A 25,028-nucleotide genomic window follows, 5' to 3' on the forward strand; every position below is an offset into this window, starting at 1 on the left:
TTTCTTTATTCAAATAGACTTGGAATCCATAGCGTCAAACTTGGAATGTATGCAATCAGTAGGATTGCGATGATTCCAGTGATGAAGAATGGGAATATATCTTTAATCGTATTTTCAATTTTAACTCGAGCGATGTGGCACGAGATGAATAGGGTAGAGCCTACTGGTGGTGTGAATAGTCCTAATGCGAATGAACAAAGCATCACGATTGAGAAGTGGGTAGGGTCCATTCCGACACCAGTTGCAATCGGGAAGAATACCGGAATAAAGATAAACAAGTTTGGAACAAGTTCCATCACCATTCCAGCACCAAGCATGATGACGATCAACAGTAAGATCACGAGTCCATCAGAAAGGCCAAGACCTAAAATCCAGTTTGAAATCAAGTTTGGGATGCCTTCTGAGATCAGCGCGTACGTGAAGATCATCGACGTACAGATCATAAGCATTACGACCGTTGTACCGTATACAGTTTCTTTTAATGATTCATAAACTCCTTTGAACGATAGCGAACGATAGACGAATTTCCCAACAAGGAACGCATAGATCGCCGCTAGGGCAGCTGCTTCTGTAACGGTTGCGATTCCGAATACGATGGCTCCGATCAAGAAGATAGGAAGGACGAGTGCCCAAAAAGCTTTGAAAAGACTTAAGAAGAACTCCTTGAAAGAAGGCATCGATTCACGCGGATAACCACGTTTGACCGAAATGATGACGGTCGTGATGAGGTAGGTTAACCCGATTAAAATTCCTGGGATCACACCTGCTAGGAACATTTCTGCAACAGATAGGTTTGCTAGCCATGCGATGATGATCATCGTGCTACTCGGTGGAATGATGATTCCAACTACAGAGCTCGATGCGTTGATCGCAGCTGAGAAGGAAGAAGAGTATCCTTTCTTTTTCATAGAAGGGATCAACACACTACCTGTTGAAGCGGCGTCTGCGACAGAAGAACCAGAAACGCCTGCCATTCCCATACTCGTGATGACGGATACACAGCCAAGACCACCTGGCAGTTGGCGAACCATCGAATCTGCGACTTTAATGATTCGTTGAGCGATATTACCATGGATCATTAAGTTTCCGGCAAAAATAAAGAATGGAATCGCTAGGAATGCGAATGATTGCGTGTTTGAAAAGAAACGCTGTGCTGCGAGTTCCATCGGAATACCGTCGACGATAAAGAAAAGAACGGCCGATATACCCATGGAGAACGCAATTGGTACTCCCAGTAAGAGCATAACGAAAAAGCTGATAATCATTATGGCAATCATTGAGTTTCTCCTCCTTCCATCCACGTACTTTTATTTCGAATAAGTAAACTGATTTGAAGAATTAAAAGAATTGCAACTAAAGCAAACGATACGGTTACAGAGATGTATAGCCACGACTTTGAGATCTGCAGCATCGGTAGAGGCTGCATGCGAACAGCATCTGCTAGTAAGTAACTTGCATAAACCATATAAACCGAAAACAGGAGCATGATGACTTTTGCGAATATCTGTAGCACCCACTGAACGCCTCGGCCGAATTTCTCTTGTAAAACGGAAATTTTCAAATGATCTTCATTCTTCGTAACGGCGATCGTTCCGAGGAAGATCATCCAAGGGAAGAAGATTTGCGTCAACTCAGTAGAAGATGAAATAGGATAGTCGAAAACATATCTTGATAGGACTTCTGCAAACACCACGAGGGTAAGCAGAACCATTAGGATACTTGCGATGATTTCAGTAACCTTCACAAACCTCGATGTGATTTTTTCTAGCATTTCGTTCACCAACTTTCTCCAATAATGAAATTCAGCGAGCAGAAGACCTGCTCGCTGAATGATGTGTTATTGTTCAGAGCGGTATTCTTCTAGGAATGTTTGAACCTCGTTCATGATTTCAGGTGACATTCTTTCTTCCATTTTTCCATAAACAGGCTCTACTGCTTTTTGGAATGGTTCTACGTCAGGTTCAGTGATTTCCACGAAAGAATCTTGCATTTTATCTAACATCTCTTTATCTTTGCTTGCTGTGAACTCATAAGATGCATCACGTGCTGCATTGGATGCTTTTTGTACGATTTCTTGAAGCTCAGGCTCAAGACCGTCAAACGTGCCCTGGTTCATGATGAAGTATGAATAGTAGTAAGTGAAGTTCAGGATCGCAAGGTGATCTTGTACTTCATGGAACTTGGTTTCATAAATCGCATCGAGCGGGTTGAACTGACCATCGACTACTCCTTGGGATAGTGCAAGGTAAACTTCAGTAAACGGCATCGTTGAAACAGAGCTTCCTAGTGTCTTGAATGTTTCGATCAACGTTACGTCGTTCGGTGAACGCATCTTTAAGCCTTCTAGATCTTCTGGAGTATTGATTGGGTGCTCGTTGTTCGTGATTTGAGCAAAGCCAAGTTCAACATCAGACAATACTTTCAATCCTTGCTCAGAACCGAGTTCTTTCAATTTATCGCCAGTTTCACTTTCAAGTACTGCATGCGCTTCATCGAAGTTTTTAACTAAGAAAGGAAGCGATAGCGTCGCGTATTCAGGAATCGTATTCGCCATCATGTTGGCACCAGCGATCTGCATGTCTAGTGCACCGACTTGTACCGATTCAATCATTTCTTGCGCGCTACCGAGCTCTTCGTTAGGGTAGATTTCAACTGTGACTGCGCCGTCTGTTTCTTTTTCTACTACTTCTTTAAACTTCTTAGCAGCGACATCGCGGACAGAACCTTCCACCGTGTTAAAGCCGACTTTCCACGTTCTTTCTTCAAAACTTCCGTCTCCTGAATTAGAAGCAGAATCGCTGCCGCTTCCACATGCACCGAGGAAAACAGTTAAAGCTAATAATAGAACAAGTAATCGTTTCATCTCACGCACTCCTTATTTTTATAATGTTTTTTGAATATTTAAAACCATTGTATCGGACATGCGCCTTCTTTTTATTGTGTGTTTTAACAAAAAAATAATAATTTTACTGAAGTTTAAACAAACAGGCGTTAAGAACGGAAGAGCCACTCTTCTTTTGTTCCTAATAAATTCATAATGTTCCACGCCATACGGAGGTGAAAGATGACCTCTGCATCTCGAATATCGACGGATAAAATATCGCTTATTCGTCTTAGGCGATAGTTGAGCGTATTGCTATGAAGGTGTAACGCATCCGCAACTTCTTTCAAGTGCTGATGATTGAATAAGTAGTGTTCCAGTGTATCGAGTAGCTCGCGCTTATTCTGTTTCGTGTAATCCATCAACGGCTTCACTTGATCGATGACAAATTGGTAGAGCTCTTCTTCCGAACTATTCATCATCATCTTCGCAACGCCGACTTCTCGATACGTCATCCGCTGATTGGGGCGCTTATGCCTGTTAAAGATTTCGATGCAGTACCACACATCTTTATAAGACGTCCTGATCTCTTCTAAGGAGCTTAATCTTCCTAACGCATACGAAAACGTTCTTTTTTCGAAATGCCTACGGATATACAGGTCTAGCTGATCGATGAACGTATCCATCTGACTTCGTACAGACTCTTCAGTCGTATCAGGTGGAAATCCGATGATGCCTCGGAGGCCGTTGTTTCGTTTAAAGATGATGTTGCTGTTGTAGTAGTGAGCAATAAATTTCTCAACGATGTGGTGAAGACTCTTCGTTTCTTTGACGCTCCACTCGTTTTGCTGTTGATCGATATGAAGTCCGAAGAATAGGTAGTTTTCTCGATCGCTTAAACCAAGAAGTTTTGCTTGATCGATCAATACACTGATGTCCACTTTTCCTTGAATATCCTCTAGAAACTCTCCTTGAATTCGCTGTTTCGTTTCGTAAACCGCTTCTTGTTTTAAAAGCTCGATGGAAATGATGTTCTGGGCTTCTTCGATAAGCATCTTTTCAAGATGGTCGAGAGGAAGGTCTTTGTTTGAAAGCGCGAGGAACCCTCTAGGTTCCCTTCTTGTGATGATCGGAATGACAACAACATCGTAGGTGTCTAGCTGAACCGGCTTCAACAAGTCAGGCGTCAATGTATCTAGGAACGGTGGGATCGCAGCTTCGAAAGGGACATTGTCTTTTTCATAAGAAGACACGAGCTGTCTAAACTCATCGTACATAAATACTGAGGCGTTTAACCGCTCGCTGAGAAAAGCGATGATCGGATCCATTCCCTGCTGGTCGATCGCGATTTTCATCAATTCATTATGGTTATGCTGCGTCTGTTCGAGCGTTTGGTTTTTTAGCTGGATGTCATGATTCAGCTTCATCAATTTATCCGCTTGGTTTTCTAGTTCAGTGAAGAGGTACCCTCGATGAACAGCGAACGCTGCCTGGTTACAAATCGCTTTTAAGAGATCGAGGTCTTCATCTGTGAAATGTCCTGTCTGGCGGAACGAATTGATGCTCACGACACCGATACAGTCGTTTTGAATCATAAGAGGGCAACACATCGCGCTTTGTGCTTTCATCCGTTCGCCGCCTTCAATCGGCGTCGACTCCTCGAAGTGCTTCCAGTTTTCCTTCGACATCGACTCCATACCTTGGTACACCTCATCAGTGTGATGGAAGATTTGCGGGCGCTTCGATTGAAACGTGAACCCTGTTAACGATTCGCCCGGCTTAAAACGGATATGCTGCAGATGCTCCCATTTAAAACCTCGCGTCACCCGTGGAATCAGGGTATCTTCCTTGGCATCATATATGTATAGACTGCATGAATCGGAAAGTGGGAGCACTTCCATCGCCATGTCCATGATTCTTCTCAGGATTTCATCGAGCCGTTGATAGAGCGCGAGCGTTCTTGAAAGGTTTAGTAGGAGATCCTTGCCTTTTTGTTCAACTCCTACCGTCGTGGACATGAGCTGACTTTGCATATTGACGAATTCGGTGAGGTCAGAAGATTCTTGTTCTGCTTTGATCACAATCGTATAGCGGCCATTCTCAATCTTGGTAGTCGCACCGCCATTTGTGTCGAATTGTTTTGTGAACACGTTCGTTTGTTTGTAAAAAATAGTGATTTCGGATATTGGTAAAGCAATGGCTTTTGCATATTGGATAATTGAGTCGGCGAGTAAAGGATAGACCATTCTTCTACGATTCCTCCGTTACAAGTTTTTATCTCTATCTTATCATGTCGAATTATCTCGAAACTTAACAGGAAGACAACTTTCTATAGAAGGAAGAGAGGAATTTAGATAGAGAAAGGCTAGAGGATTGTCGGACTTTCGAGGAGAATAACATAGAGTAGATAGCTAAATATGGAAAATGAGGTGGAGTCATGGTGGCATGGCGTTTTGATACAAAACATTACGTTTTATCGATGCTTCTCGTCTTTGTGCTCGTAGCAAACTTCCTTGTCTACAGGTTACCAGTCTCGCAGCCCGTTCCTCGAGAGGCTCAGCTGCTCGTGATGGCTTCGATTGTTGACCTAGCCATTGTCTCGCCTATTTTCATACTAGCGATTGTAGGAGCGTTTTCTGTGAAGCGGCTGCTCCTCACGATGGTGGGTGGACTCCTTCTCGTTAGATGGGTTATTCCTCAAGAATATCTTGTTTCTGTTTTTAAAATGTCTCAAATCGATATGGCGTTAGGAGTCCTTGTTTTCGCGCTTGAAATAGGTTTGCTAATCGCGCTGATCCGCTATGTTCCTTCTATTGTTAGAGGAGTGAAACAAAGTAAAGAAACCTTTTTGTTTTCTTTTCCAGATGCTATGGAACAAAACGTTCGTGATCATTCCGTTATCCGCATCCTCGTCTCAGAAATCCTCATGTTCTATTATGCGTTTTTCTCATGGAAAAAGAGTGCGGATGAAACGGACTTTACGTTACATAAAAAATCAAGTCTTATCATGATACACATTATGACGATCCACGCGATTGCGATCGAAACGATCGGACTTCACTATTGGTTACATGAACAGTCTGCGAGCATTTCTCTCGTGTTACTCATCTTAAATGTGTATTCCATCGCCCTCCTCGTTGGAGAAATCCAGGCGATTCGCTTAAACCCAGCAAGATTAAAGGGTGAAAGACTTTACTTATCTCTTGGTTTAACGAAACGAATGATCGTTTCGTTGGATGAAATTGAGTCAATTACGGTTGATCGTGCTTCTTTGGATAGTACGATCGACAAGAAGACAACCATAACATTCATCGCAAAAGATTTTGAAGAAGTAAAGCCAGAGCTAATTTTAGAACTGAAAAATCCTTGTAAGGCAACGCACCTCTTCGGGATTCAAAAGTCTTATACAAGAGTTGCGTTACGTATCGATGAGCATCACAAATTTCTGAGTAGATTAGTTAATCAATTGGAGGGACAGGCGTGAACAACATAGAGCAGCAGTATAAGAAATCGACGAACTTACGTACACGCATCAGTATTCACGAGCGATTCAGCACAAACAAAGAAGATTGGCATCGATGGCTCTTCGGTCGATACAACCTTCCTGATGAAAGATTGCGCATTCTAGAAATCGGATGTGGAGATGCAACATTCTGGGTGAAAAATCGCGAGCGGGTATCAGAGCGATGGAGCATTACACTGTCTGACTTTTCAAGAGGTATGGTGGAGGCAGCAAAAATGAACGTGAGCAGGTTGGCAAACATTTCTGTGGAGCAAATGAAGATCGAAAACATTCCTTATGAAGAGAACCTTTTTGATGTCGTCATTGCGAATCATATGCTTTACCACGTTCCTGATCGAAACAAAGCGTTATCTGAAGTCCGGAGAGTGCTGAAGGATGGTGGTACGTTTTTTTCTTCTACAATTGGAGAAGAGCACATGAGGGGATTTGGAGATCTTTTAAAAGGGTTTTATCCTCAACTGGATTATCCATCCGCCACCGTACACGCAAAGGAGTTTGGATTAGAAAATGGAGCGGATCAATTGAGATGTTTCTTTGATCATGTCGATCTCATCGATTTTCCAGGTGATCTCAGCATCACCGATGAGCACGCCATCATCGACTATTTACACTCAACGAATGTACACCGATTCGGTGAGGAAGAAGTGGCAGGTTTTCTACAGTATTTACAGGAAGTAAAGGAAGCGAACGGTGGTGCGATCCCGATTACGAAATCTACTGGATTGTTTGTTTCGCAGTAGTAGAAAGGAGAGAGCTTATGCGAGACCAAGAAGAAGTTTTGGAAGGTGGAAACGTGTCGAACGTCTATCGATCCGGTCAAACGGTGAGACGAGAATTGAAGGAAGGCAGCTACAGAATTCATGCGCTACTCGATCACCTCGAACGTAAGGGATATCTTCATTCACCGAGGTTCCTATGTATCGATGACCAAGGGAGAGAGGTTCTGACTTTTATTAAGGGAGAGGCGGGAAACTACCCTCTAAAAGAGTACATGCTTTCAGACGATTCGCTCGTCGAGATCGCACGGATGCTTCGCACGTATCATGATGCTGTGAGTGACTACGCCTACGATCCCGACTGGCCACCATTAGATCATACACCTCCACATCATGAAGTGATTTGTCACAATGATTTTGCCATCTATAACATTATCTTTCATGATAAAGAACCAGTTGGAATCATCGATTTCGATATGGCGGCACCAGGTCCAAGAATCTGGGATATCGCTTATACCCTTTACACGTGCGTCCCTTTGAGCAGGTTTATGGGTAAGGAGAGTTCTGAGATTAAGAGGCGCGTCTCCATGTTCTTCGAAGCGTATGGCGAAACGTTTGAAGAAGATTGGGTAGAGGTTGTGATGGAGCGGTTAGAAGGTCTCTGTCAGACCATTACGAGAAAAGGTTCAGAAGGTGACAAGGCGTTTCAAAAAATGATCGAGGAGGGGCATGTCACACATTACAAGGAAGAGATTGCGTTTATTAAAAAACACGGTCATGCGTGGAAGTAACCGCTTCGTTTACAAGTATTTCTAATCGTGTTAGAATTTTTAAAAAATGATGGCTTGCAGCTTCACAGATAATCTCGTCCCAAAGCGAGGGGCGGGATTTTTTTATGTTAGCGAAAGGGGGGACCGTGATGCAGCCACTAGATTCAGATCGAATCACATTAAGACCATTTGAAATGGAAGATGCAACTCGCATCCAGCAGTTAGCCAATCATAAAGATGTGGCGACCATCATTGGCTTACCTTATCCGTATCGTTTGGAGGATGCGGAGGAGTGGATCAAGATTCAGCCGGAATTGATTCGAAGCGGCACAGAGTATCCGCTCGTTATGTACTCTAAGGATCACGATGAACTGATTGGGACGATCTGTATACGTGTTGACAAGAAAAACAATCGGGGTGAGCTCGGGTATTGGATCGGAAGGTCGTACTGGGGAGAGGGCTTTGCGACAGAGGCCGTCAAACGAATGATCACATTTGGATTTACTGACCTTGAACTAAACAAGGTGTGGGCAACAGCGATCACTCGTAACAAAGGATCGATCAAGGTACTCCAGCATGCTGGGATGGTACGAGAAGGCTTCCTGAGAGAGGATCGAATCGTGTTAGGAACCTATGAAGATGCTGAACTGTATGGGATGTTGAGAAGTGAGTTTGATAGGTCTTAGCGTCATGACGCTACAGAAGAACGTACAGTTCGTGTTATTCATCGTACTTTATGTCGTGATCGACGGGTTTCTGATTAACGTTTTCAGCATCGATTCCTCGTTGTATCCCTATCGAGACTATAGGTATATCGTCGAATTTCTAGGAATCGCTTTTCTGCTCCTCTTCTTGCCTGAAGTGAGATCTCACCTGATACATGTCAAAAACCCTATAAAACTGAAAGAAACGTCTACATATGTTTGGGTCCTTGTGTCTATGCTCTTTCTTTTTTTCTCGCGTGAAATTCTCTTTTCATTAGAATTTCTATATGATCCGCAGTTTCTACTAAACTACCAGCTTCGTTTTGAAAATGAGTCATTTATTTACTTAATTGGAGCGGTAGTACTCGTGCCAATCTATGAAGAAATAATCTACCGTGGCTTGCTTCAGCACTGGTTAACGAAGAAGATCGGCATTGCAGGGGTCTTCATCGCATCGATCATATTTGGCTGGATTCACGGTGATTATCCACTATTTGGCTTTGTGATGGGGATGGCGTTTGGACTTATTTATCATTATAAAAAATCATTGCTTGTAGCGATCGTGCTACATGTTTTGTGGAATATTGCTGCAAGTCTTTGAAAGGAGGAGAATGCGAATTGGACGTGCGAAACGTGAGAAGTTCAGATTATGACAAGCTGGCACCATTAATCAACGAGTGGTGGGGTGGCAGGCAGATGTCTGACCTTTTACCAAAACTGTTTTTTGATCATTTTCAACCTACTAGTTTTGTAATCGAGAAAGAGAGTAATATTATTGGCTTTCTCATCGGATTTCTTTCTCAATCGAACTTAAAGGAAGCATACATACACTTTGTTGGCGTCCATCCGGAATATCGGCAACATAACGTGGGTCGTTCGCTTTACGAGCGATTTTTTAAAGCCGTAACATTCGAAAATCGAGATACTGTAAGAGCGGTGACGTCCCCGGTAAACAAAGCTTCCATCGCTTATCATACGAAGATGGGTTTTGAGATCGTTAAAGGGGATCGATTGGTCGATCGGGTACCGGTTCATTCAAATTATGATGGAGAAGGAAAAGATCGAGTGTTATTCGTAAAGAAACTACGTGATGAATAGAGGGATAGCATGGAGAGAGCTTACTTTATCGGCATCGTACCGCCGGAAGATTATTTAAAAAGAATACAGCATTTCCAGCAAAAGTGGAACGAACATACAGGTGTTGAGCCTCACGTTACGTTAAAAGCGCAAGGTGGCTTAACTGCTGATCGAGAGTGGATCGAAAAAGTGAAAGAAGTGTGTTCGAAAAGTACGCCTTTTCAACTAACGCTCGAGGGTCCTGCGTATTTTGGCGAGGTCGTTTTATACTTACAAGTTCGTTCACACGAATTGGTCGAACTGCATCATCAGTTGGTGAGTGAGGTTTCTCCATCAAACGAGTTGATCAAGCAGTATTTTGAAGGGGAGGATTTTATCCCACACTTAACGCTAGCAAAAGAAGCGTATGGTGGCGGTATTTCTAAAGGTGTCTCAAGATCTGATCTTAAGGAAATGGAGAAAAAAGTAAAGGGAGAACTGACGCCTTATCCAACGTTTGACGTGACGTTCATTCGGATTTATGAGCTAAATGTCGATGAGCGTAAGTATGAGCCGTTACTGGATGTGCCTTTAGGTAACGGGATTTAGAGTGGAGGCAAAAGATTCTGACCGATGAGAGGTGAACGATCATATCTAAAATGAATTTAGTGAAGTTTCAAAAGGATGATTTTGAAGACTATTACCGCCTTGTTTCCAATGAAAGCGTGATGGCTCAAATCACCGAGCGTGCGATTCCGTTAGAAGAAGCGCGGTCGAATTATGAGAAGGTATTGTTACGAAACGAACGTAGTGACTTACTTGGATCTTTTAAGATCATGAGTGAGAACCAATTCCTAGGTCTTGGTCACGTCACGTTGAAAGAAGCGTACGAAGCTGAAATTGGTTATATGCTCCTGCCGCCATTTTGGGGGAGAGGATATGGAACTGAAGTGGCAAGGATGCTCATCGAGCTTGCGGAGCAAACAGATGTGAAAAAGCTTATAGCGACGATCGATCCAAATAATATAGCTTCTAGAAAAATTTTGGTCAATCAGCAGTTCGTATCAGAAAAAATTGGTGAAATGGACGGATTACCAGGTGAAATTCTGAGCAGACGTTTATCGGAATCCATTTTAGAAGAGATCGAACGATGAAAAACAAAGAGAACGTATTGAATGGGGTAGGGGTCGTCTTTTTCTTTTTACTGTTTGTCGTAAGCATGTCTTTCTTAAATGAGATGCCGCTCTTAACGATCACTGGTATCTTAGGATTAAGCGGTGTTTCGTATTTTGTTTATCGGTTTGTTTCATCACAGATTCAAAAAGTTTAGTTCACTATTTATGAAGTTGAATCTAATATTGATTGGGTGATTGGGTGTCTATAAAAGGAATAAATCATCTATTGTTTTCGGTTTCTAACTTGGAATATTCTATACCGTTTTATAAGAACGTATTTAACGCTAAATTGTTAGTGAAAGGTAGAAGTACAGCATACTTTGATCTTAATGGAATGTGGCTTGCTCTTAATGAAGAAAAGGACATACCTCGAAATGAAATAGAGCAATCTTACACGCATATTGCATTTTCGGTAGAAGAAGACGACTTCGAAGAGATGGTCAATAAACTAATAAGTCTTGAAGTCAACATTTTGTCAGGCCGTCCAAGAGCGGAAGAAGATAAGAAATCGATTTATTTTACTGATCCAGATGGCCATAAATTTGAATTTCATACAGGAACGTTGAAGGACAGATTAGATTATTACAGAAAAGAAAAAACACATATGGAATTCTATGATTAAAGAAAGGTGACTTGAATTTGATGGCTAGCCCAGAAACCAAAGAGATGTCCATTAAATCGCTGGAGTCCACTTACAATAAACTTTCAAACGCTTATAAAAGCATGAGCGAAAAAGGTTCAAATACTACGCTCGTCTTAAAGAGACTTAACGCCGTAGAGATCGGAATAAAAAGTTTAAAAGACAATTGGAGCAGTGAGGGGTTCTTTTATGAGGAAGAACCAATGAAAAATTCTAAAGAAGTTCTAGAAGGTATTATTCCATCTATTGAAAAACAGATTGAACGAGCAAAAAAAGGTAGTGCGCAAAAAACAATAAATGAGCGCCGTTTAACTGCGCTTAAACTAGCAATCGAATCATTGGAGCAACGTCTAAACTAAACCGTCCCTTAACCGTTTTAGAAAAAAGAGCTAAAAACCAATAAAATATAACGGTCAGAGGGATTTGACCCGCTGACCGTTTTTTTCCTGCAATTTTACAGAGCAGGTTTCATTTACTCAAGCGCATTATTCTCGATGATAGCATCTGACAGGCGAAGTTGCTCGACTGACTTCTCAATTTGTTTTTCACACTTACTATGGGAAACTTCCTTTTCAGAAGAAACAGAGTAACACGTTCCCTCACCGGACGCTTCTGTTAAATTGGCTTTGTAATAAAGGTCTTTATAACGGAACGAGCCGTCTCTGAAAACGGTCATGTTTTCTTTGTCATCGAGTAATGAATTTCCAAGCATGAATGTTGGTTCGATGTCTAATACATCCAGAATGGTAGGTGCAATATCGATCTGTCCTCCGTTTCCTTCCATCACTTTTCCACCGTCTGCATTCGGCAACTTGATGAATAGCGGCACTTGACGGTCGAGTTCGAACGCATCGACATCGTTCTCAACGTTTGCTTCTTCTGCCATTTCATCGCCTGGCATCGTTAGCCCGCTGTCATGATCTCCATAAAAGATGACGAGTGCATCGTTCCACATGTTCTTCTGCTTCAGCTCCTCGATCATCACCCCGACCGCTTTATCGACAAAATGAACCGTTTGATAATACTTCTTTAGCTGCTCATCTTCATATCCTTCAAGGTTAAGTTCTCGCTTCTCTTTTGGAATATCGTAAGGCGTATGACTCGAGAGAGCGACCATGAAGGCGAAATATGGCCTTTTCAACTTTTCCATCTTATCGATCGATGAGGTGAAGAAGGTTTGGTCGTTCAACGCCATCCCGACTTTATCTCCGTCTGGATAATCTTTTTCACTATAAAAGTGATCAAACCCGACGTTCTCATACACATCATCCCTGTTCCAAAACCCTTCCTTAAAGGCATGCATCGCTGCCGTTTCATACCCGTAGTTCTTCAGAAGGTCAGGGAGCGCTTTGTATTCGTTTGTTGGGAAGCGCGTGTAAACAGAACCTGATTTCAGCGGGTAAAGTGATGTTATTGTCGTGAACTCAGAATCCGATGTTCGCCCTTCATGGGTTTGGTGATAGAAAGATGGAAAGTAAAGTGATTCTTTTTTCAACTCGTTTAAGTTCGGTGTTAACACCTGGTCGTTCACGAATTGGTCGATGACAGAATCCTGAAATGATTCGAGTTGCACAAGGATGATGTTTGGCTTATCAGTTACCTTCTTAGGGTCTGTCTCTTTATTGAGTGACTTCTTAATATCTGATTTCACTTCGCTCGAAACGTTCGGTTCGTCGTCGAATTGCCGCTTTAATTCTGTGACGACGTCTAGTCCGTGATACCCCCAGAAGCCAAGCTGGTAATACTCGCGCATGTTCGAAATCGATTCATCCATCAGCCACTTTTCTTTGTTAAAGAAGCTCGTGACGAGTGGGATCGCAAAAATAACGATTGCCGCGGATAACGAAAGGCCAGCGATCAAGCGTTTCTTCTTTTTTGGTAGTGGGTTCTTTTGGTGACGTAATAGAAAAATTACGATTCCAAAGATGATGAGATCCGTGAAGATGAGAAAATCCTTCACCATGATGAGCTCCATAAATGCACCGCCAACGTCACTCATCTGAAGCATCTGTGAAATCAACGCGACCGACAACAGGTCGTCGAAGTAGCGATAGTACCAGAGGTCAGAGAGAATGAGCGTACTATGTAGAAAGAGAAAGAAAAAAAGGATCCAACGCCTTTTTTTCGGTTTTAAGAAAAGGGTCCAGAACGAGATCATCACCATGCCTGCTACATTCACAAGGAGGAAATCAAACTGAAACGCTGTGTTTGTATATAAACTAAATAGAAAGAGTTTTAAAAGTGATAGTGTGAGATAAATCCAATAATCGAGCGTTTCCATTTCAACACCTCCAATAATTAGTCCTCGTACTAAGTTATCTCCTAAATTTCCTTTTTTAGTTAACTAGAAAACATTCGGATGTGCTTACTGAAAATCATACGAGGTTGTAGAAGGAGTATGGGTGAAGATGTGAAATAGTAGTAGTGAGACGTGAAGGGATGCACGATCTAAAAAGGAGTGTGTTCAAATGAATGGTAGAAGTCGAAAAGTAGATGGTTTTCTTAAGAAAGCGAAGCAGTGGAAAGAAGAATTTGAGACGTTGCGCGAAATCATTTTAGACTGCGACTTAACAGAAGACATGAAATGGATGCACCCGTGCTACACGTATGAGGATAAGAATATCGTGCTGATCCACGGATTCAATGAGTACTGCGCCATTCTTTTTCACAAAGGTGCGTTACTGAAGGATCCCCATTGCATTCTCATTCAGCAGACGGAAAATGTGCAGGCGGCTCGTCAGGTTCGGTTTACGAACGTGAACGAAATTGTAGAATTAGCGCCGATACTAAAAGACTATATTCAAGAAGCGATTGAAGTGGAGAAAGCTGGATTAAAGGTTGAATTGAACAAAGAGGTACAAATCCCTGAAGAGCTTCAGCAGAAGTTCGATGAGAGTCCACAATTGAAAAAAGCGTTCGAAGAGCTAACGCCAGGACGTCAACGCGCGTATGGCTTTTACTTTTCAAAAGCGAAACAATCGAAAACGAGGGTATCTCGCATTGAGAAATACGTTCCGCATATTCTTGAAGGAAAAGGATTGAATGATTGATCCCTTTCCTTTTTTCTGGGTAAATCGGTAAAATCTGAAACTTTTCTTGTTCTAGTCCGTAGAAAAGGTAAGGCAATTACATAGATTGCAAACCAAGAGAGGATGATGAACGGGATATGATGGAATTTATCGGACTGATTATTTCAGCGGTCATTTTGTTTTTCTTATTGATCGCAGCCGGTATCGGTTTTTTTATTTTCAAAAAGCGGTATAAGACGGCAAGCTCCAATCAAGCGCTGATTATCACGGGGCCAAAACTTGGAGATGCAGAAAAAGACAATCGCATTTTCGTTGATGACAACGGGAGAAGCATGAAGATCGTGCGAGGTGGCGGTATTCGCCTTAAGATGTTCCAAACGAGTACGCCGATCGACCTTACGTCGTTCCAGCTCGAGATCGCTTCACCAAAAGCATACACGTCTGAAGGGGTACCGATCAAAGCGACGAGTGTTGCGGAAATCAGTATCGGAAGCAAGCTCGAGATCGTTGCAAACTATGCAGAGAAATTTCTCGGTAAGGAACAAAAAGAAAAAGAACGTGAACTGAAGGAAGTACTAGAAGGTCACCTTCGTGCGATCATTTCTTCCCTTACTGTCGATGAAATCTACAAAGATTTTAATTCAGTAAATAAAAAGGTTAAAAACATCGCAGAAGAAGATCTGAAGAACCTCGGTTTTGAGATCACATCGTTCGCGCTTAAAGAGTTAAAAGATGATGACGAAGAGAACGGCTATCTTGAAGCATTAGGTCGACCAAGAATCGCAGAAGCACGTAAAGATGCGGACATCGCAGAAGCGAACGCGAGACGTGAAACGCGTATGCATAAAGCAAAAACGGACCAAGAAGCAGAAGAAGATGAGATCAGACGTCAGATCGACATCTCGCAATCTCAAAAAGATAAAGACGTGAAAGAAGCGGAATACAAAGCTGAGGTTGAACGTGGACGTGCGCGTTCTGAGCAGTCGTACAACCTAGAACAAGCGACGCTTAACCAGAAGGTAAAAGAAGAAGAGATGCAGGTTCAATACATCGAACGTAAGCGTCAGGTTGAACTAGAGCTTGAGGAACAGAAGCGTAGAAGAGCTCAAGCTGATGCGGACGCATACGACATCCGTGCGAGAGCAGAAGCAGAAGCTGAGAAAGATCGGATCGATGGTGAGACAAAAGCAGAAATCGAGAAGCAAAAAGGGCTTGCAGAAGCTGAGGTTATTCGCGAACGTGGTAAAGCCGAAGCGGAAGCAAAAGAACTGATGGCTCAAGCGATGGAGAAATACGGAGAAGCAGCGATCATCGAAATGGTCGTCGAGATGCTGCCGAAGTATGCGCATGAAATTTCTCAGCCGCTTTCTCAAATCTCAGACATGAAAGTGATCGATATGGGCGGAGGAAGCAGCAACGGCTCTGCGAAGATCACAGATAACGTAACGAAAACGATGACGGGACTTCAAGCGAGTCTTAAAGAATCGACGGGCATGGACTTAAAAGCTATGCTTGAAAGCTTCGTATCGAGAGGAAACTATAATAGTTTCGCTTCAGAGGAGAAGAAGTCTGAAGCAGAAGAAACGGAAGAAGCTAGAGACGCTGAAGATGCTGAAGCGCACGAGCGTGAGCAAAAGCAGTATGAAAGTGAAGTGGCTTCTGCGTATGAAGAAGAATTAGAGAAGGAACAAAAAGAGTAACGGTAAGTGCGTCGAATTTGTTCGGCGCCTTTTCTTTATACATGCGACCAACCTTAAGATAATCGTTACGGTCGATAAGGAGAGTGAGTATCTATCAAAAGTCTCTTAAGTAGCGGATTATTGTTTTTCACTTTTATTGTAGTGACGACCTTAGGATCTCTAACGACCCTATACAACATGTTGCTTAGTTGCGTGTTGCTGTATGTGATCTATCAAAGTGATGAGAAGTTATCTCTATGAAAAAGAAAATAATATTGTGGTATATGGAATAGTTTGGAAAAATTAAGAGTAGAGCATGTTTTACGCCTTAGGAGGAACGGTGAAGGAATGAACACAGACGAAAAGATTCTTGAAGAATTGAGAGAAATAAACCATCGATTAGGGAAGATGGAAGAGGCAAATGAAGAGCAACCATCAAACATTGTTTTTAGTATGATAAAGTCACTGTTGACCGGTCTATTGATCGGTGGGGTGATTGCTGTAGGGTTTGGATTGGTTGAAATCATCGCAAGTTGGATCATGTAACGATTTTTAAAAGGGGAAGTTCACTAATGAATTACGAATTTAACGTGATGACACAAAATCAAGCTGAGGAAATCGCGCGTAACTGGCATTATGATGGAAAGTATTCTTTCTATGACATGGAAGCCGATGAAGAGGATCTTGCAGAATTTCTTGATCCGAAAACGCGTGGAGAATCGATGTACGCTGTGGTGAATAACGATGATCTGATCGGGTTCTTTAGTGCGAACCAGATTGCTGACACGATCGACATCGGATTAGGGATGAGGCCGGATCTTACTGGAAGAGGGTATGGAAAAGCGTTTTTGGAGGCTGGAATTTCATTTGTAAAATCTACATATGAACCAAACGTAATCACGCTTGCCGTCGCCACCTTTAATCAGCGAGCGATTTCACTGTATCGAAATGTAGGCTTTCAAGATGTAGAAAATTATATGCAGGATACGAATGGGAGTACATATGAATTTTTGAAGATGCGTTATGAGTGCTGAGGCTAGCGGTGGACACACTGGACAGTATTATAGCAGCCACAGCCCATAGTTGCGTGTGCATTTTAAAAAAACTAAATTTAAATGGAGGGTGTTTTACATGACGATAAGTAAGAATCGTAACTATACCATTTTCTTCCTCATGCTTGCACCTGCCTTCATCGCAGGTGGTATGGCATTAAGTGATGTTGTTCCTTTCTCATCTGTAATCGGTTGGCTATTGGCACTGGCGAGTCAGGTCACTGCGATTGTCTTCGCAGTAAGACGTAATCGAATCCATCGTGCAAATCAGAACTTGCCTCGTTAGGGAAGTTCTTTTTATTTGCTTCAATATAGTCGTAAAGCCCTTAACCATTCGCATAGGCTGATAGTAATAGCGTATCGATGAAGGGTGGGAATTTTATTGAAAAGTGGACTACCTTTATTAAGTTGCGGAAAAACGTTCGCTCAGGATTTGCCAGAGAAGCTTGATCGAAGTGAGCCTCCAATCACCATTGCCGAGGTTTTCGTCGATTTGAAATCGATACAAACCCCATGTGTACTAACGAAGTATTCAGAGTTTATCCAGTTTACGCTATTCGGATTGAATCCGAAACTGCGTATTTGTTATCGACTGATTAGAAAAGGGGTTAGAGACGAACAGATTTTACAAGAATGGGAGTTTCTATACAATGCTACCGATCGAGTGGGATTCGGAGATCTAAATGCTGTACAGCCGACGGTTCTTAATAACTGTGATTGCTTGAAGAGGGGGAGAAGGAAGCTCGCGTATCACATTCAGATTATTGAGATTGAGACGAATGGCGTTCGAAGCTATCGTCTTCAAAATCAAAGCTTTACAGCGACTGCCATCACTGGTGAGTCTCAGCATGAAAGGAAGGGAGCTCGATGAGAAAAAAGCGTCCTTCTGTTGTTAAGTCGTATAAGCCTGTCTCAAGCGTGAAGTCCAATGAGCAACGATACGTAACACCTTTTATTGCGTGCGGAAAAGTATTTAATCCAGTGTTACCTTTTGAACTTTCTCAAAATGATCGACCTGTACCTTTAACGCGTGTTTCGATCACGGTGAAGAGTTCGCTACCTACGAATGTTCTTATTAATTTCTCTTGTTTTATCACATCAGCCCTAAGAGAAGCGGGGGCATTCAACAACCTTGTGTTTCGTCTGGTGCGTGAATGTTCCTCAATGAAAGTACCGTTAAGAGAGTATTCGTTTCAAAGGCAGCTGCCATCTCCTACTGATATAAAGGAGCCGCTCGTCTACAATTTTTGTGACGAGAATCCGCCGATGAGGACGTGTACGTATACACTTTTTCTTGTAAAAGCAAATGTATCGAAATCATCCTTTTACGATATTACGAACAAGAGCATGACGGGACTCGTTTTTCCTGCCCCGATTAAAAGGGAGGATGAAAGAATATGAAGGAATTTGGCATTCCAACATTAGCGTGCGGTGAGATTCTTAAGAAAAAGATTCCTTCAGAGCTCTCTAGAAAAAATCCACCGATTACGCTCGCAAAAGTTGTGGTGAATCCTCGCACCGTTTCGTCTCCTTGCGTGCTATTGAATTATTCGTTGAATATAAGGTTCGTTACTGAGGGTGTTGAGCCTATCATTAGCCTCTGTTTTCAGTTGGTAAGAACACCGAAAGCCACAAAGAAAACGACGGTACTCGAAGAATGGCAGTTCGAGGGTGCTGAAATTATTCCGACGGATGTTCCGAGTACGAAGACAATCGAACCGATCGTCTTTAATAACTGCGATTGTAATCATTTTTCTAGTCCAGTTATGTATCGTATGCAGCTCGTTGAAATCGTGACGAATAACGTGCGTTTTGTGATCGATGATGAGGAGTTTTCTGGCATTGTGATGAGTGGAATGGATCAACGTTAGCGTAATGGATATGGATATCCGCGAAAAATTCATGATATCCGCGATAACCAGGATATATCCGCGCTTTTCGCTATTTATCTGCTAATATCAAATTATATCCGCTAAAACGAGATTATATCCGCGAAACAAAATTCCCCACTATTCAATACGAAGGAAGGCACCTATTTAGGTGCCTTCCCTTTATAAAATCTTACCATTTACAGTAAGCAGTACCAACGATGATCAACAAAATGAACAATACCACGATCAACGCGAAGTTTTTGTTGTATCCTGACATGAATATCCCTCCCAAATCCTAAATAAGAGGAAATTCCCTCTCTTACTACTAGATTATGTAGAAGTTTGAAAGATGTGAAGACAAGCTAAAACTAGTTTTATAAAAAAAGAAACCTCTCGGATCCTGATCCGGGAGGTGAGGGGTGCGACGAATAAGATTATCTAATCTACTAAAGGCTACTTCTAGATTACCAGAAGAAAGGGCCGTAGCTAAAAGCAGCGATCGAAGCGAACGCTACTGCGATAAGCGCAGCACCGAAGAAAAAGTAGCTTCCATACCCTGGGCCACTATCTCCACCGTCTAATGGACGAAGGTAGACATGGTCACCGTCACAGTGATCAACATACCCGCGGTAGACATTTCCGTCATGACAGCGAATTTCTACGCATCTGCCAACGTTACTACCGAAATGATCTTGATAAGACATAATTTCACCTCTTCTATAATTCGTAGTATTCGGTACTAGTTTATGTAACCAAGCCATCATTCGCATGGACGGGTAGCCGGTATCCAATTAAAAATATAAATTTGCTTAGTGCCCGAACAAACCATTCACCCATTTCATACGCTGTAAAGAAATGAAAAGGGGGGAATCAGAATGAGTGAAAAGTGTGATGTTCAAGGAGTATACAGAGGTGGAGCTGGAAAAGGCTTTGCTTTGATCGTTGTATTGTTTATCCTTCTAATCATCGTAGGTGCAGCTGCACTTGGCGGTGCTTACGGATGTAACAATGTAGCGCCTGCATATGGAAAAGGCTGCGGATACGGTGGCGGATACGGCTACTAAGGCCGGAAGAATCGGACCAAACATACAAAAAGGTCCGTACAAAAAGAGGGTGCCAGTGGCGCCCTCTTTTTATATAAAAAAATCTTGAATTCAAATATCTTTAGTTTGAGTTTTTCGGAATAGGGAATTTATCATAGTATTCGGTACCTAGGAGGAGTAAAAATGATTTCAGATCTTGATCTGATTACGCGCATCATGAATAAGGAGAAGGACGCACTTTCACTCCTCTATGATCAATATGATACCCATCTTTATCGAATCGCCGTAAACATGGGGTTAGATGAAGCGGTAATTGAGGCAACGATAACAGATTTTTATCGAACGATATGGAGATCACCTGATATCCTTTTGAGTAAGAAAACACTTTCTTACATCATGACCCATCTTTACATAGAGATTTGTTTAAAAAGAGATGATCATAAAAAAGCAGTTACTGTTTAAAGGCTTAAACTATAACTTTAATCCACTCCTGCTCTTAAATCTTCTTAGCAAGATATGCGATTCCACTCTTGTAATTCCCTCAAGTGCATACAATTCATTGTTTACAAACGACTCTAATTCAATAAAATCCTGTACAAGTACGTGCATATGAAGTGTGCTCGGCCCTGTCATTTGATAACAGCTCGCAACATATGGATTGTTTGCCAGGTTTTCTGCCACCTCAACGAGCGCCCTCGGTTCACAATCCACCTCGAAAAAGGCTGACACCCCTTTCCCTACTTTTTCACTGTTTACCACACATGAAAATTTCTCGATCACCCCACATTCCATAAGCTGATTCACACGAGACCTCACCGAGACACGAGACAGGTCTAATTCTTTTCCGATGTCCGCGTAAGACATACGGCCATCCTCTACAAGCAGCTCGATGATTCGCTTATCGATGTCATCGATCTTGAGCTTTCCGCCATCTTTCATCGTTTCACATCCTAACTCGATTTTTGTAACGACCATTTTATAAAAAAAGGATTCAATTTTCAAAACATTTCATCTATAATTGGGAGTATCCGTTTGTTAATTAAAATAACATATTTGATTAACAAAAAGTATAAATATATGAACAAATATAATCAAATTGAAAATAAGTGAATGAGCAAACAGAGAATGAAAGGAGCTTATTAACGATGACTACCGACTATCTTCACCATCCTTATACGTCTCAACGGATGACGACCGTCGCCAACAAAGGCATGGTCGCAACGTCTCAGCCTCTTGCGGCTCAAGTGGGCCTCGATATATTGAAAAAAGGGGGCAATGCGATCGATGCTGCGATTGCAACGGCCGCAACGCTTACTGTTGTTGAACCGACATCAAACGGTATCGGTGGTGATGCGTTTGCGCTTGTTTGGACGAAAGGAAAGCTTTACGGACTGAATGGGAGCGGTCCTGCGCCGGCATCGATTTCAATCGATTCATTAAAAAGGAGAGGCTATGATGAGATTCCAAAGTATGGATGGGTGCCTGTCACCGTTCCAGGGGCTCCGGGAACATGGGCGGAGTTGTCTCGCGAGTTCGGAAAGCTTTCTCTTAAAGAAACACTTGAACCTGCAGTACGCTATGCAGAAGAAGGGTATCCATTATCTCCGGTGTTAGCGAAGTTCTGGAAAAACGCGTTCGAACAGTTTCGAGAAGCGCTGACGGATAAAGAGTTTGAACATTGGTTCGAAACGTTTGCGCCGATTGGTAAACCGCCTGAAGTAGGTGATGTGTGGAGGTCTCAAGGGCACGCAGACACGTTACGAAAAATTGGTGAAACGAACGCAGAATCGTTTTATAAAGGTGAACTAGCTGATAAGATCGCATCTTTTTCAAAAGAATTTGACGGGTATTTAACGAAGGAAGACCTGGCTTCTTATAAACCGGAGTGGGTTGACCCAATCTCCGTTTACTATAAGGGCTATGATGTGTGGGAAATCCCTCCAAACGGCCAAGGGCTGATCGCACTATCTGCACTTAACATATTGAACGGATTCGAGTTCGATCATAAAGACTCGGTCGAAACATATCATAAGCAAATTGAAGCGCTGAAGCTTGGGTTTGCGGATGGACAGAAGTACATTACTGAACAAAGTGAGATGTCAGTTTCTGTGCAAGGGTTGTTATCAAAAGAGTACGGTGATGAACGTAGAAAGCTCATCTCTGACGAAGCGTTGATGCCGGCACCAGGTGAGCCTCCAAAAGGGGGGACGGTGTATTTATCAACGGCTGATTCTGAAGGCAATATGGTGTCCTTCATTCAAAGTAACTATATGGGCTTCGGTTCAGGATTGGTCGTACCAGGTACAGGAATTGCCCTGCAAAATCGAGGGCATAATTTTTCTATGAATGAAGAGCACGACAACGCGCTAAAAGGCGGTAAGCGTACGTACCATACGATTATCCCAGGATTTCTTACGAAGGATGGGGAAGCCGTCGGGCCGTTTGGTGTCATGGGTGGCTTTATGCAGCCGCAAGGTCATGTACAGGTCGTTTCAAATCTAATCGATTTTCACCTGAATCCACAAGCGGCTCTCGATGCACCGAGGTGGCAATGGACCGAGGGGAAGAAGGTATGGGTTGAATCTACATTCCCACCATACCTTGCTGAATCACTCAGCAGAAAAGGACATGAGATTGACGTTCAGCTCGAAAAAGGTGCGTTTGGAAGAGGACAAATTATTTGGCGGGACCACCAAACTGGTACACTGTACGGTGGAACCGAATCTCGAACAGATGGTTCAATCGCAGCTTACTAACGCGAGAAGTAGAAAGGTGGTACATCATGAAGCAGTGGCAGCTATTCCTTGCCTTTTTTAGAGTGGGGATGCTCGGATATGGAGGTGGGCCATCTTCTATTCCTCTTGTGCATAAAGAAGTGGTCGAAAAGTATAAATGGCTTAGTGATGATGAGTTTGCGGATATTCTTGCACTAGGTAATTCGTTACCAGGTCCAATAGCGACGAAGATGGCCGGCTACATCGGTCACCGCGTTGCCGGAATCACCGGAATGATGAATGCCGTATTGGCAACGATCGTACCAACGATTACGATCATGATCGTTCTTTTAACCTTTTTATCTAGTTTCCGTGACAAAGCCTGGGTTCAGGGAATGACGCAGGCGGTTGTTCCGGTTGTCGGTGTAATGCTTGCCGTATTAACGTATGACTTCTTTCGAAAAGCTCAGGGGAAATTAGGTTGGATCCTTACGATCGTGATGACGCTCGTCTCGTTTCTAGTGATTGAAATCGCTGGTGTTCATCCTGGAATCGTCATCGGGGTGTTGTTGCTTTATGCGCTTCTTAAGCCTTCAAAGAAAGATGAAAAAGGAGGGGAGGCGTCATGATTTATTGGGAGATCTTCGTCGCCTTTTTCATACCTGGAATTTTAGGCTATGGGGGCGGACCCGCATCGATTCCCCTCGTCGAGAATGAAGTAGTCGGGCGCTTCGGGTGGATGAGTGTGAACGAGTTCAGTGAGATGCTCGCAATGGCGAACGCGTTACCGGGGCCAATTGCGACAAAGATGGCTGGATATATTGGATTTCAACAAGGAGGAGTCCTCGGTGCATTCGTAGGCGTTTTCGCAACGGTCGCTCCGTCGCTCATCTTAATGGTTGTCTTATTGAGTATTCTCTATAAATTTAAGGATTCACCGAAGGTCAAGCTGATGACAGCGCTCATCAGACCTACGGTTGCTATTTTACTGGGCGTTATGGCGTTTCAATTCTTTGCAAGCTCTTACGAAGGAGCGGGCTTATTGCAAACGATCTTTCTCATCGCCGTCAGCTTCATACTGATGGAACGGATGAAGGTACACCCTGCCTTCGTAATCGTGGGCTCCCTTGTATATGGCGCCGTGTTCTTAGGGTGACTTAGGGTGACAGGTACCACCCGTTTTAGCTCGATTGGTGTCGAATAGCTTCATTGCCCTGTGCACTAGCACAGGGCATTTTTATTTGCTTTTAAGACTTCTAAACAGAGTAAGGTTTTACTAGCGATGTATGGTAAAATGTGGGTAAACGGATGAACTCACTAATAGGTTTTAAAGAACAAAACGTAATTAAGCGAAAGGGAGGAACCAACCATGATTAGTGCCTCTAAAAAACGAATTGCTGAAAGATGGTTCAATGACTATTTTACAGAAGGAAATTTAGATGCTTTAGATGAACTGACGACTGAGGATTTCGTCTTCCATTCACATACCGGTGAGAACTCAAAAGAAAAGATGAAAGAGTTCATGGAATGGTACCGATCTGTCTTCCAAGAAGATGAGTGGAAAATCAATGACTTAATCGAACAAGATCAAAAGTTAGTGGTGCGCTATACGGGATGGATGACCTATAAAGGTGGCTGGTTTAACATTCCTTCAGATGATCAGCGAGTGAAGGAAACAGGCATTATGATATTTTATTTTGAAGGAGACAAGGTACGTGAACTGTGGTGTGAAAACAGTGATGCGGCGATTCTTTTCAATCTAGGGGCATTGGAGAGCAATACGCATAGAATCTTTTAATCTGACTTGATAGGAGCTAGTCATTTGAAACAACCTTCAGAAATCGCATACGCTAGAAAATTTCTATCAGCTTGTATCACGATTCTATGTTGTTCTTTCTTATTCACACCATTTCTATATCGTGAACTAGACTATTTAACTGGGCTTAGTATCATGTATTTTTTCTTATTTATAGGTGTTTTTTTATATGGAATTGTAGCCTCTATCTTGAGTGATGCAATTGCTAATTTCATAGTGAAAGATAAAATCTATATAAAGATCTTCCTCTCTGGTATCTTTCATGCACTCTTTGGATTGATTATCGGGTTCCCATTAATGCTGGTCGCATTGTTTTACTTTTTGACAGATCGAATCGCTGCATATTTAGGATATAGGAGCTGGAAGATCTCAACCCTTTCGGTTAGTGTACTAACGGTTGTATTTTTAGCGTTATAACG

The 25,028-nt window shown here is 42.5% G+C and carries 33 protein-coding genes and 1 pseudogene; 26 read left to right on the forward strand and 8 right to left on the reverse strand.

Annotated features, from left to right (window positions below):
• Positions 1 to 5 precede the first annotated feature (5 nt).
• The 4 genes from ACXAHI_RS15525 to ACXAHI_RS15540 form a co-directional block, all read right to left on the reverse strand.
• Positions 6 to 1,277: a TRAP transporter large permease gene (locus ACXAHI_RS15525; RefSeq protein ID WP_474849358.1), complete on the reverse strand. Its 1,272-nt coding sequence runs from the start codon at positions 1,275 to 1,277 to the stop codon at positions 6 to 8.
• Positions 1,274 to 1,771 carry a TRAP transporter small permease gene (locus ACXAHI_RS15530; protein WP_474849902.1) on the reverse strand — a complete coding sequence of 166 codons (498 nt, stop codon included), beginning with the start codon at positions 1,769 to 1,771 and terminating at the stop codon, positions 1,274 to 1,276. The genes ACXAHI_RS15525 and ACXAHI_RS15530 overlap by 4 nt, the downstream gene beginning before the upstream one ends.
• Positions 1,772 to 1,837: 66 nt before the next feature.
• Positions 1,838 to 2,863 carry a TRAP transporter substrate-binding protein gene (locus ACXAHI_RS15535; protein WP_474849360.1) on the reverse strand — a complete coding sequence of 342 codons (1,026 nt, stop codon included), beginning with the start codon at positions 2,861 to 2,863 and terminating at the stop codon, positions 1,838 to 1,840.
• A 128-nt stretch (positions 2,864 to 2,991) separates the two neighbouring features.
• Complete coding sequence (locus ACXAHI_RS15540; protein ID WP_474849362.1) at positions 2,992 to 5,067, reverse strand: helix-turn-helix domain-containing protein; 2,076 nt, start codon at positions 5,065 to 5,067, stop codon at positions 2,992 to 2,994.
• Positions 5,068 to 5,261: 194 nt separating this feature from the next.
• Between ACXAHI_RS15540 and ACXAHI_RS15545 the strand changes: the two genes are divergently transcribed.
• From ACXAHI_RS15545 to ACXAHI_RS15595, 11 genes are all read left to right on the forward strand, one after another.
• The gene (locus ACXAHI_RS15545; RefSeq protein WP_474849364.1) at positions 5,262 to 6,305 is read left to right on the forward strand and encodes a beta-carotene 15,15'-monooxygenase; all 1,044 of its coding nucleotides are present in this window, start codon (positions 5,262 to 5,264) and stop codon (positions 6,303 to 6,305) included.
• Positions 6,302 to 7,084 (forward strand): class I SAM-dependent methyltransferase, encoded by a 783-nt coding sequence (locus ACXAHI_RS15550; RefSeq protein WP_474849366.1) that lies wholly within the window; start codon positions 6,302 to 6,304, stop codon positions 7,082 to 7,084. Before ACXAHI_RS15545 ends, ACXAHI_RS15550 begins: the two co-directional genes overlap by 4 nt.
• Before the next feature lie 17 nt (positions 7,085 to 7,101).
• Entirely contained in the window at positions 7,102 to 7,851 is a 750-nt protein-coding gene (locus ACXAHI_RS15555) for a phosphotransferase enzyme family protein (protein WP_474849368.1), read from the forward strand.
• Between the two features lie 128 nt (positions 7,852 to 7,979).
• Entirely contained in the window at positions 7,980 to 8,516 is a 537-nt protein-coding gene (locus ACXAHI_RS15560) for a GNAT family N-acetyltransferase (RefSeq protein ID WP_474849370.1), read from the forward strand.
• Entirely contained in the window at positions 8,497 to 9,135 is a 639-nt protein-coding gene (locus ACXAHI_RS15565; protein ID WP_474849372.1) for a lysostaphin resistance A-like protein, read from the forward strand. Before ACXAHI_RS15560 ends, ACXAHI_RS15565 begins: the two co-directional genes overlap by 20 nt.
• 17 nt (positions 9,136 to 9,152) lie before the next feature.
• A complete protein-coding gene (locus ACXAHI_RS15570; protein WP_474849374.1) occupies positions 9,153 to 9,632 on the forward strand; it encodes an N-acetyltransferase family protein in 480 nt (159 codons plus the stop codon).
• A 9-nt stretch (positions 9,633 to 9,641) separates the two neighbouring features.
• The gene (locus ACXAHI_RS15575; protein WP_474849376.1) at positions 9,642 to 10,199 is read left to right on the forward strand and encodes a 2'-5' RNA ligase family protein; all 558 of its coding nucleotides are present in this window, start codon (positions 9,642 to 9,644) and stop codon (positions 10,197 to 10,199) included.
• 41 nt (positions 10,200 to 10,240) lie between these two features.
• Entirely contained in the window at positions 10,241 to 10,744 is a 504-nt protein-coding gene (locus ACXAHI_RS15580) for a GNAT family N-acetyltransferase (RefSeq protein WP_474849904.1), read from the forward strand.
• Entirely contained in the window at positions 10,741 to 10,920 is a 180-nt protein-coding gene (locus ACXAHI_RS15585; protein ID WP_474849378.1) for a hypothetical protein, read from the forward strand. Before ACXAHI_RS15580 ends, ACXAHI_RS15585 begins: the two co-directional genes overlap by 4 nt.
• Positions 10,921 to 10,964: 44 nt before the next feature.
• Entirely contained in the window at positions 10,965 to 11,387 is a 423-nt protein-coding gene (gene fosM / locus ACXAHI_RS15590; RefSeq protein WP_474849380.1) for a FosM family fosfomycin resistance protein, read from the forward strand.
• Between the two features lie 20 nt (positions 11,388 to 11,407).
• A complete protein-coding gene (locus ACXAHI_RS15595; protein ID WP_474849382.1) occupies positions 11,408 to 11,764 on the forward strand; it encodes a hypothetical protein in 357 nt (118 codons plus the stop codon).
• A 113-nt stretch (positions 11,765 to 11,877) separates the two neighbouring features.
• Here ACXAHI_RS15595 and ACXAHI_RS15600 read toward each other — a convergent pair whose 3' ends face one another.
• Positions 11,878 to 13,686 carry an LTA synthase family protein gene (locus tag ACXAHI_RS15600; protein WP_474849384.1) on the reverse strand — a complete coding sequence of 603 codons (1,809 nt, stop codon included), beginning with the start codon at positions 13,684 to 13,686 and terminating at the stop codon, positions 11,878 to 11,880.
• Between the two features lie 187 nt (positions 13,687 to 13,873).
• Here ACXAHI_RS15600 and ACXAHI_RS15605 point away from each other — a divergent pair, with 187 nt between their 5' ends.
• The 8 genes from ACXAHI_RS15605 to ACXAHI_RS15640 all read left to right on the forward strand — a co-directional run bounded on the left by ACXAHI_RS15605 (position 13,874) and on the right by ACXAHI_RS15640 (position 19,036).
• Positions 13,874 to 14,455: a YdeI/OmpD-associated family protein gene (locus ACXAHI_RS15605; protein ID WP_474849386.1), complete on the forward strand. Its 582-nt coding sequence runs from the start codon at positions 13,874 to 13,876 to the stop codon at positions 14,453 to 14,455.
• A gap of 116 nt (positions 14,456 to 14,571) precedes the next feature.
• Positions 14,572 to 16,134, forward strand: coding sequence for a flotillin family protein (locus ACXAHI_RS15610; protein ID WP_474849388.1), 1,563 nt, complete (start codon positions 14,572 to 14,574; stop codon positions 16,132 to 16,134).
• A gap of 327 nt (positions 16,135 to 16,461) precedes the next feature.
• Positions 16,462 to 16,659, forward strand: a complete 198-nt coding sequence (locus tag ACXAHI_RS15615; protein WP_474849390.1) for a hypothetical protein — start codon at positions 16,462 to 16,464, stop codon at positions 16,657 to 16,659.
• A gap of 26 nt (positions 16,660 to 16,685) precedes the next feature.
• Positions 16,686 to 17,147 carry a GNAT family N-acetyltransferase gene (locus ACXAHI_RS15620; protein WP_474849392.1) on the forward strand — a complete coding sequence of 154 codons (462 nt, stop codon included), beginning with the start codon at positions 16,686 to 16,688 and terminating at the stop codon, positions 17,145 to 17,147.
• 97 nt (positions 17,148 to 17,244) lie between these two features.
• Positions 17,245 to 17,451, forward strand: coding sequence for a hypothetical protein (locus ACXAHI_RS15625; protein WP_474849394.1), 207 nt, complete (start codon positions 17,245 to 17,247; stop codon positions 17,449 to 17,451).
• Between the two features lie 96 nt (positions 17,452 to 17,547).
• Entirely contained in the window at positions 17,548 to 18,036 is a 489-nt protein-coding gene (locus ACXAHI_RS15630; protein WP_474849396.1) for a DUF4489 domain-containing protein, read from the forward strand.
• The gene (locus ACXAHI_RS15635) at positions 18,033 to 18,566 is read left to right on the forward strand and encodes a DUF4489 domain-containing protein (protein ID WP_474849398.1); all 534 of its coding nucleotides are present in this window, start codon (positions 18,033 to 18,035) and stop codon (positions 18,564 to 18,566) included. The genes ACXAHI_RS15630 and ACXAHI_RS15635 overlap by 4 nt, the downstream gene beginning before the upstream one ends.
• On the forward strand, positions 18,563 to 19,036 hold the full coding sequence (locus tag ACXAHI_RS15640) for a DUF4489 domain-containing protein (protein WP_474849399.1): 474 nt from the start codon (positions 18,563 to 18,565) through the stop codon (positions 19,034 to 19,036). The genes ACXAHI_RS15635 and ACXAHI_RS15640 overlap by 4 nt, the downstream gene beginning before the upstream one ends.
• Positions 19,037 to 19,226: 190 nt before the next feature.
• Here the strand turns inward: ACXAHI_RS15640 and ACXAHI_RS15645 are convergent, their stop codons facing one another.
• The gene (locus tag ACXAHI_RS15645; protein WP_270182026.1) at positions 19,227 to 19,313 is read right to left on the reverse strand and encodes a YjcZ family sporulation protein; all 87 of its coding nucleotides are present in this window, start codon (positions 19,311 to 19,313) and stop codon (positions 19,227 to 19,229) included.
• 187 nt (positions 19,314 to 19,500) lie between these two features.
• The gene (locus ACXAHI_RS15650) at positions 19,501 to 19,740 is read right to left on the reverse strand and encodes a hypothetical protein (RefSeq protein ID WP_474849401.1); all 240 of its coding nucleotides are present in this window, start codon (positions 19,738 to 19,740) and stop codon (positions 19,501 to 19,503) included.
• A gap of 207 nt (positions 19,741 to 19,947) precedes the next feature.
• Here ACXAHI_RS15650 and ACXAHI_RS15655 point away from each other — a divergent pair.
• Both ACXAHI_RS15655 and ACXAHI_RS15660 read left to right on the forward strand, forming a co-directional pair.
• A pseudogene (locus ACXAHI_RS15655) lies at positions 19,948 to 20,016 on the forward strand (YjcZ family sporulation protein); the annotation flags it as partial.
• Positions 20,017 to 20,262: 246 nt separating this feature from the next.
• Positions 20,263 to 20,541: a hypothetical protein gene (locus ACXAHI_RS15660; protein ID WP_474849403.1), complete on the forward strand. Its 279-nt coding sequence runs from the start codon at positions 20,263 to 20,265 to the stop codon at positions 20,539 to 20,541.
• A gap of 9 nt (positions 20,542 to 20,550) precedes the next feature.
• Here ACXAHI_RS15660 and ACXAHI_RS15665 read toward each other — a convergent pair whose 3' ends face one another.
• Entirely contained in the window at positions 20,551 to 21,018 is a 468-nt protein-coding gene (locus tag ACXAHI_RS15665; RefSeq protein WP_474849405.1) for an Lrp/AsnC family transcriptional regulator, read from the reverse strand.
• A 206-nt stretch (positions 21,019 to 21,224) separates the two neighbouring features.
• Between ACXAHI_RS15665 and ACXAHI_RS15670 the strand changes: the two genes are divergently transcribed.
• From ACXAHI_RS15670 to ACXAHI_RS15690, 5 genes are all read left to right on the forward strand, one after another.
• The gene (locus ACXAHI_RS15670) at positions 21,225 to 22,835 is read left to right on the forward strand and encodes a gamma-glutamyltransferase family protein (protein WP_474849406.1); all 1,611 of its coding nucleotides are present in this window, start codon (positions 21,225 to 21,227) and stop codon (positions 22,833 to 22,835) included.
• A gap of 26 nt (positions 22,836 to 22,861) precedes the next feature.
• Positions 22,862 to 23,422 (forward strand): chromate transporter, encoded by a 561-nt coding sequence (locus ACXAHI_RS15675; RefSeq protein WP_474849408.1) that lies wholly within the window; start codon positions 22,862 to 22,864, stop codon positions 23,420 to 23,422.
• Positions 23,419 to 23,949 (forward strand): chromate transporter, encoded by a 531-nt coding sequence (locus ACXAHI_RS15680; protein WP_474849410.1) that lies wholly within the window; start codon positions 23,419 to 23,421, stop codon positions 23,947 to 23,949. Before ACXAHI_RS15675 ends, ACXAHI_RS15680 begins: the two co-directional genes overlap by 4 nt.
• 213 nt (positions 23,950 to 24,162) lie before the next feature.
• Positions 24,163 to 24,591 carry an ester cyclase gene (locus ACXAHI_RS15685; RefSeq protein ID WP_474849412.1) on the forward strand — a complete coding sequence of 143 codons (429 nt, stop codon included), beginning with the start codon at positions 24,163 to 24,165 and terminating at the stop codon, positions 24,589 to 24,591.
• Between the two features lie 24 nt (positions 24,592 to 24,615).
• Entirely contained in the window at positions 24,616 to 25,026 is a 411-nt protein-coding gene (locus ACXAHI_RS15690) for a hypothetical protein (RefSeq protein WP_474849414.1), read from the forward strand.
• Positions 25,027 to 25,028 lie beyond the last annotated feature (2 nt).

It is taken from the genome of Anaerobacillus sp. ABD4_527 (assembly GCF_056160805.1).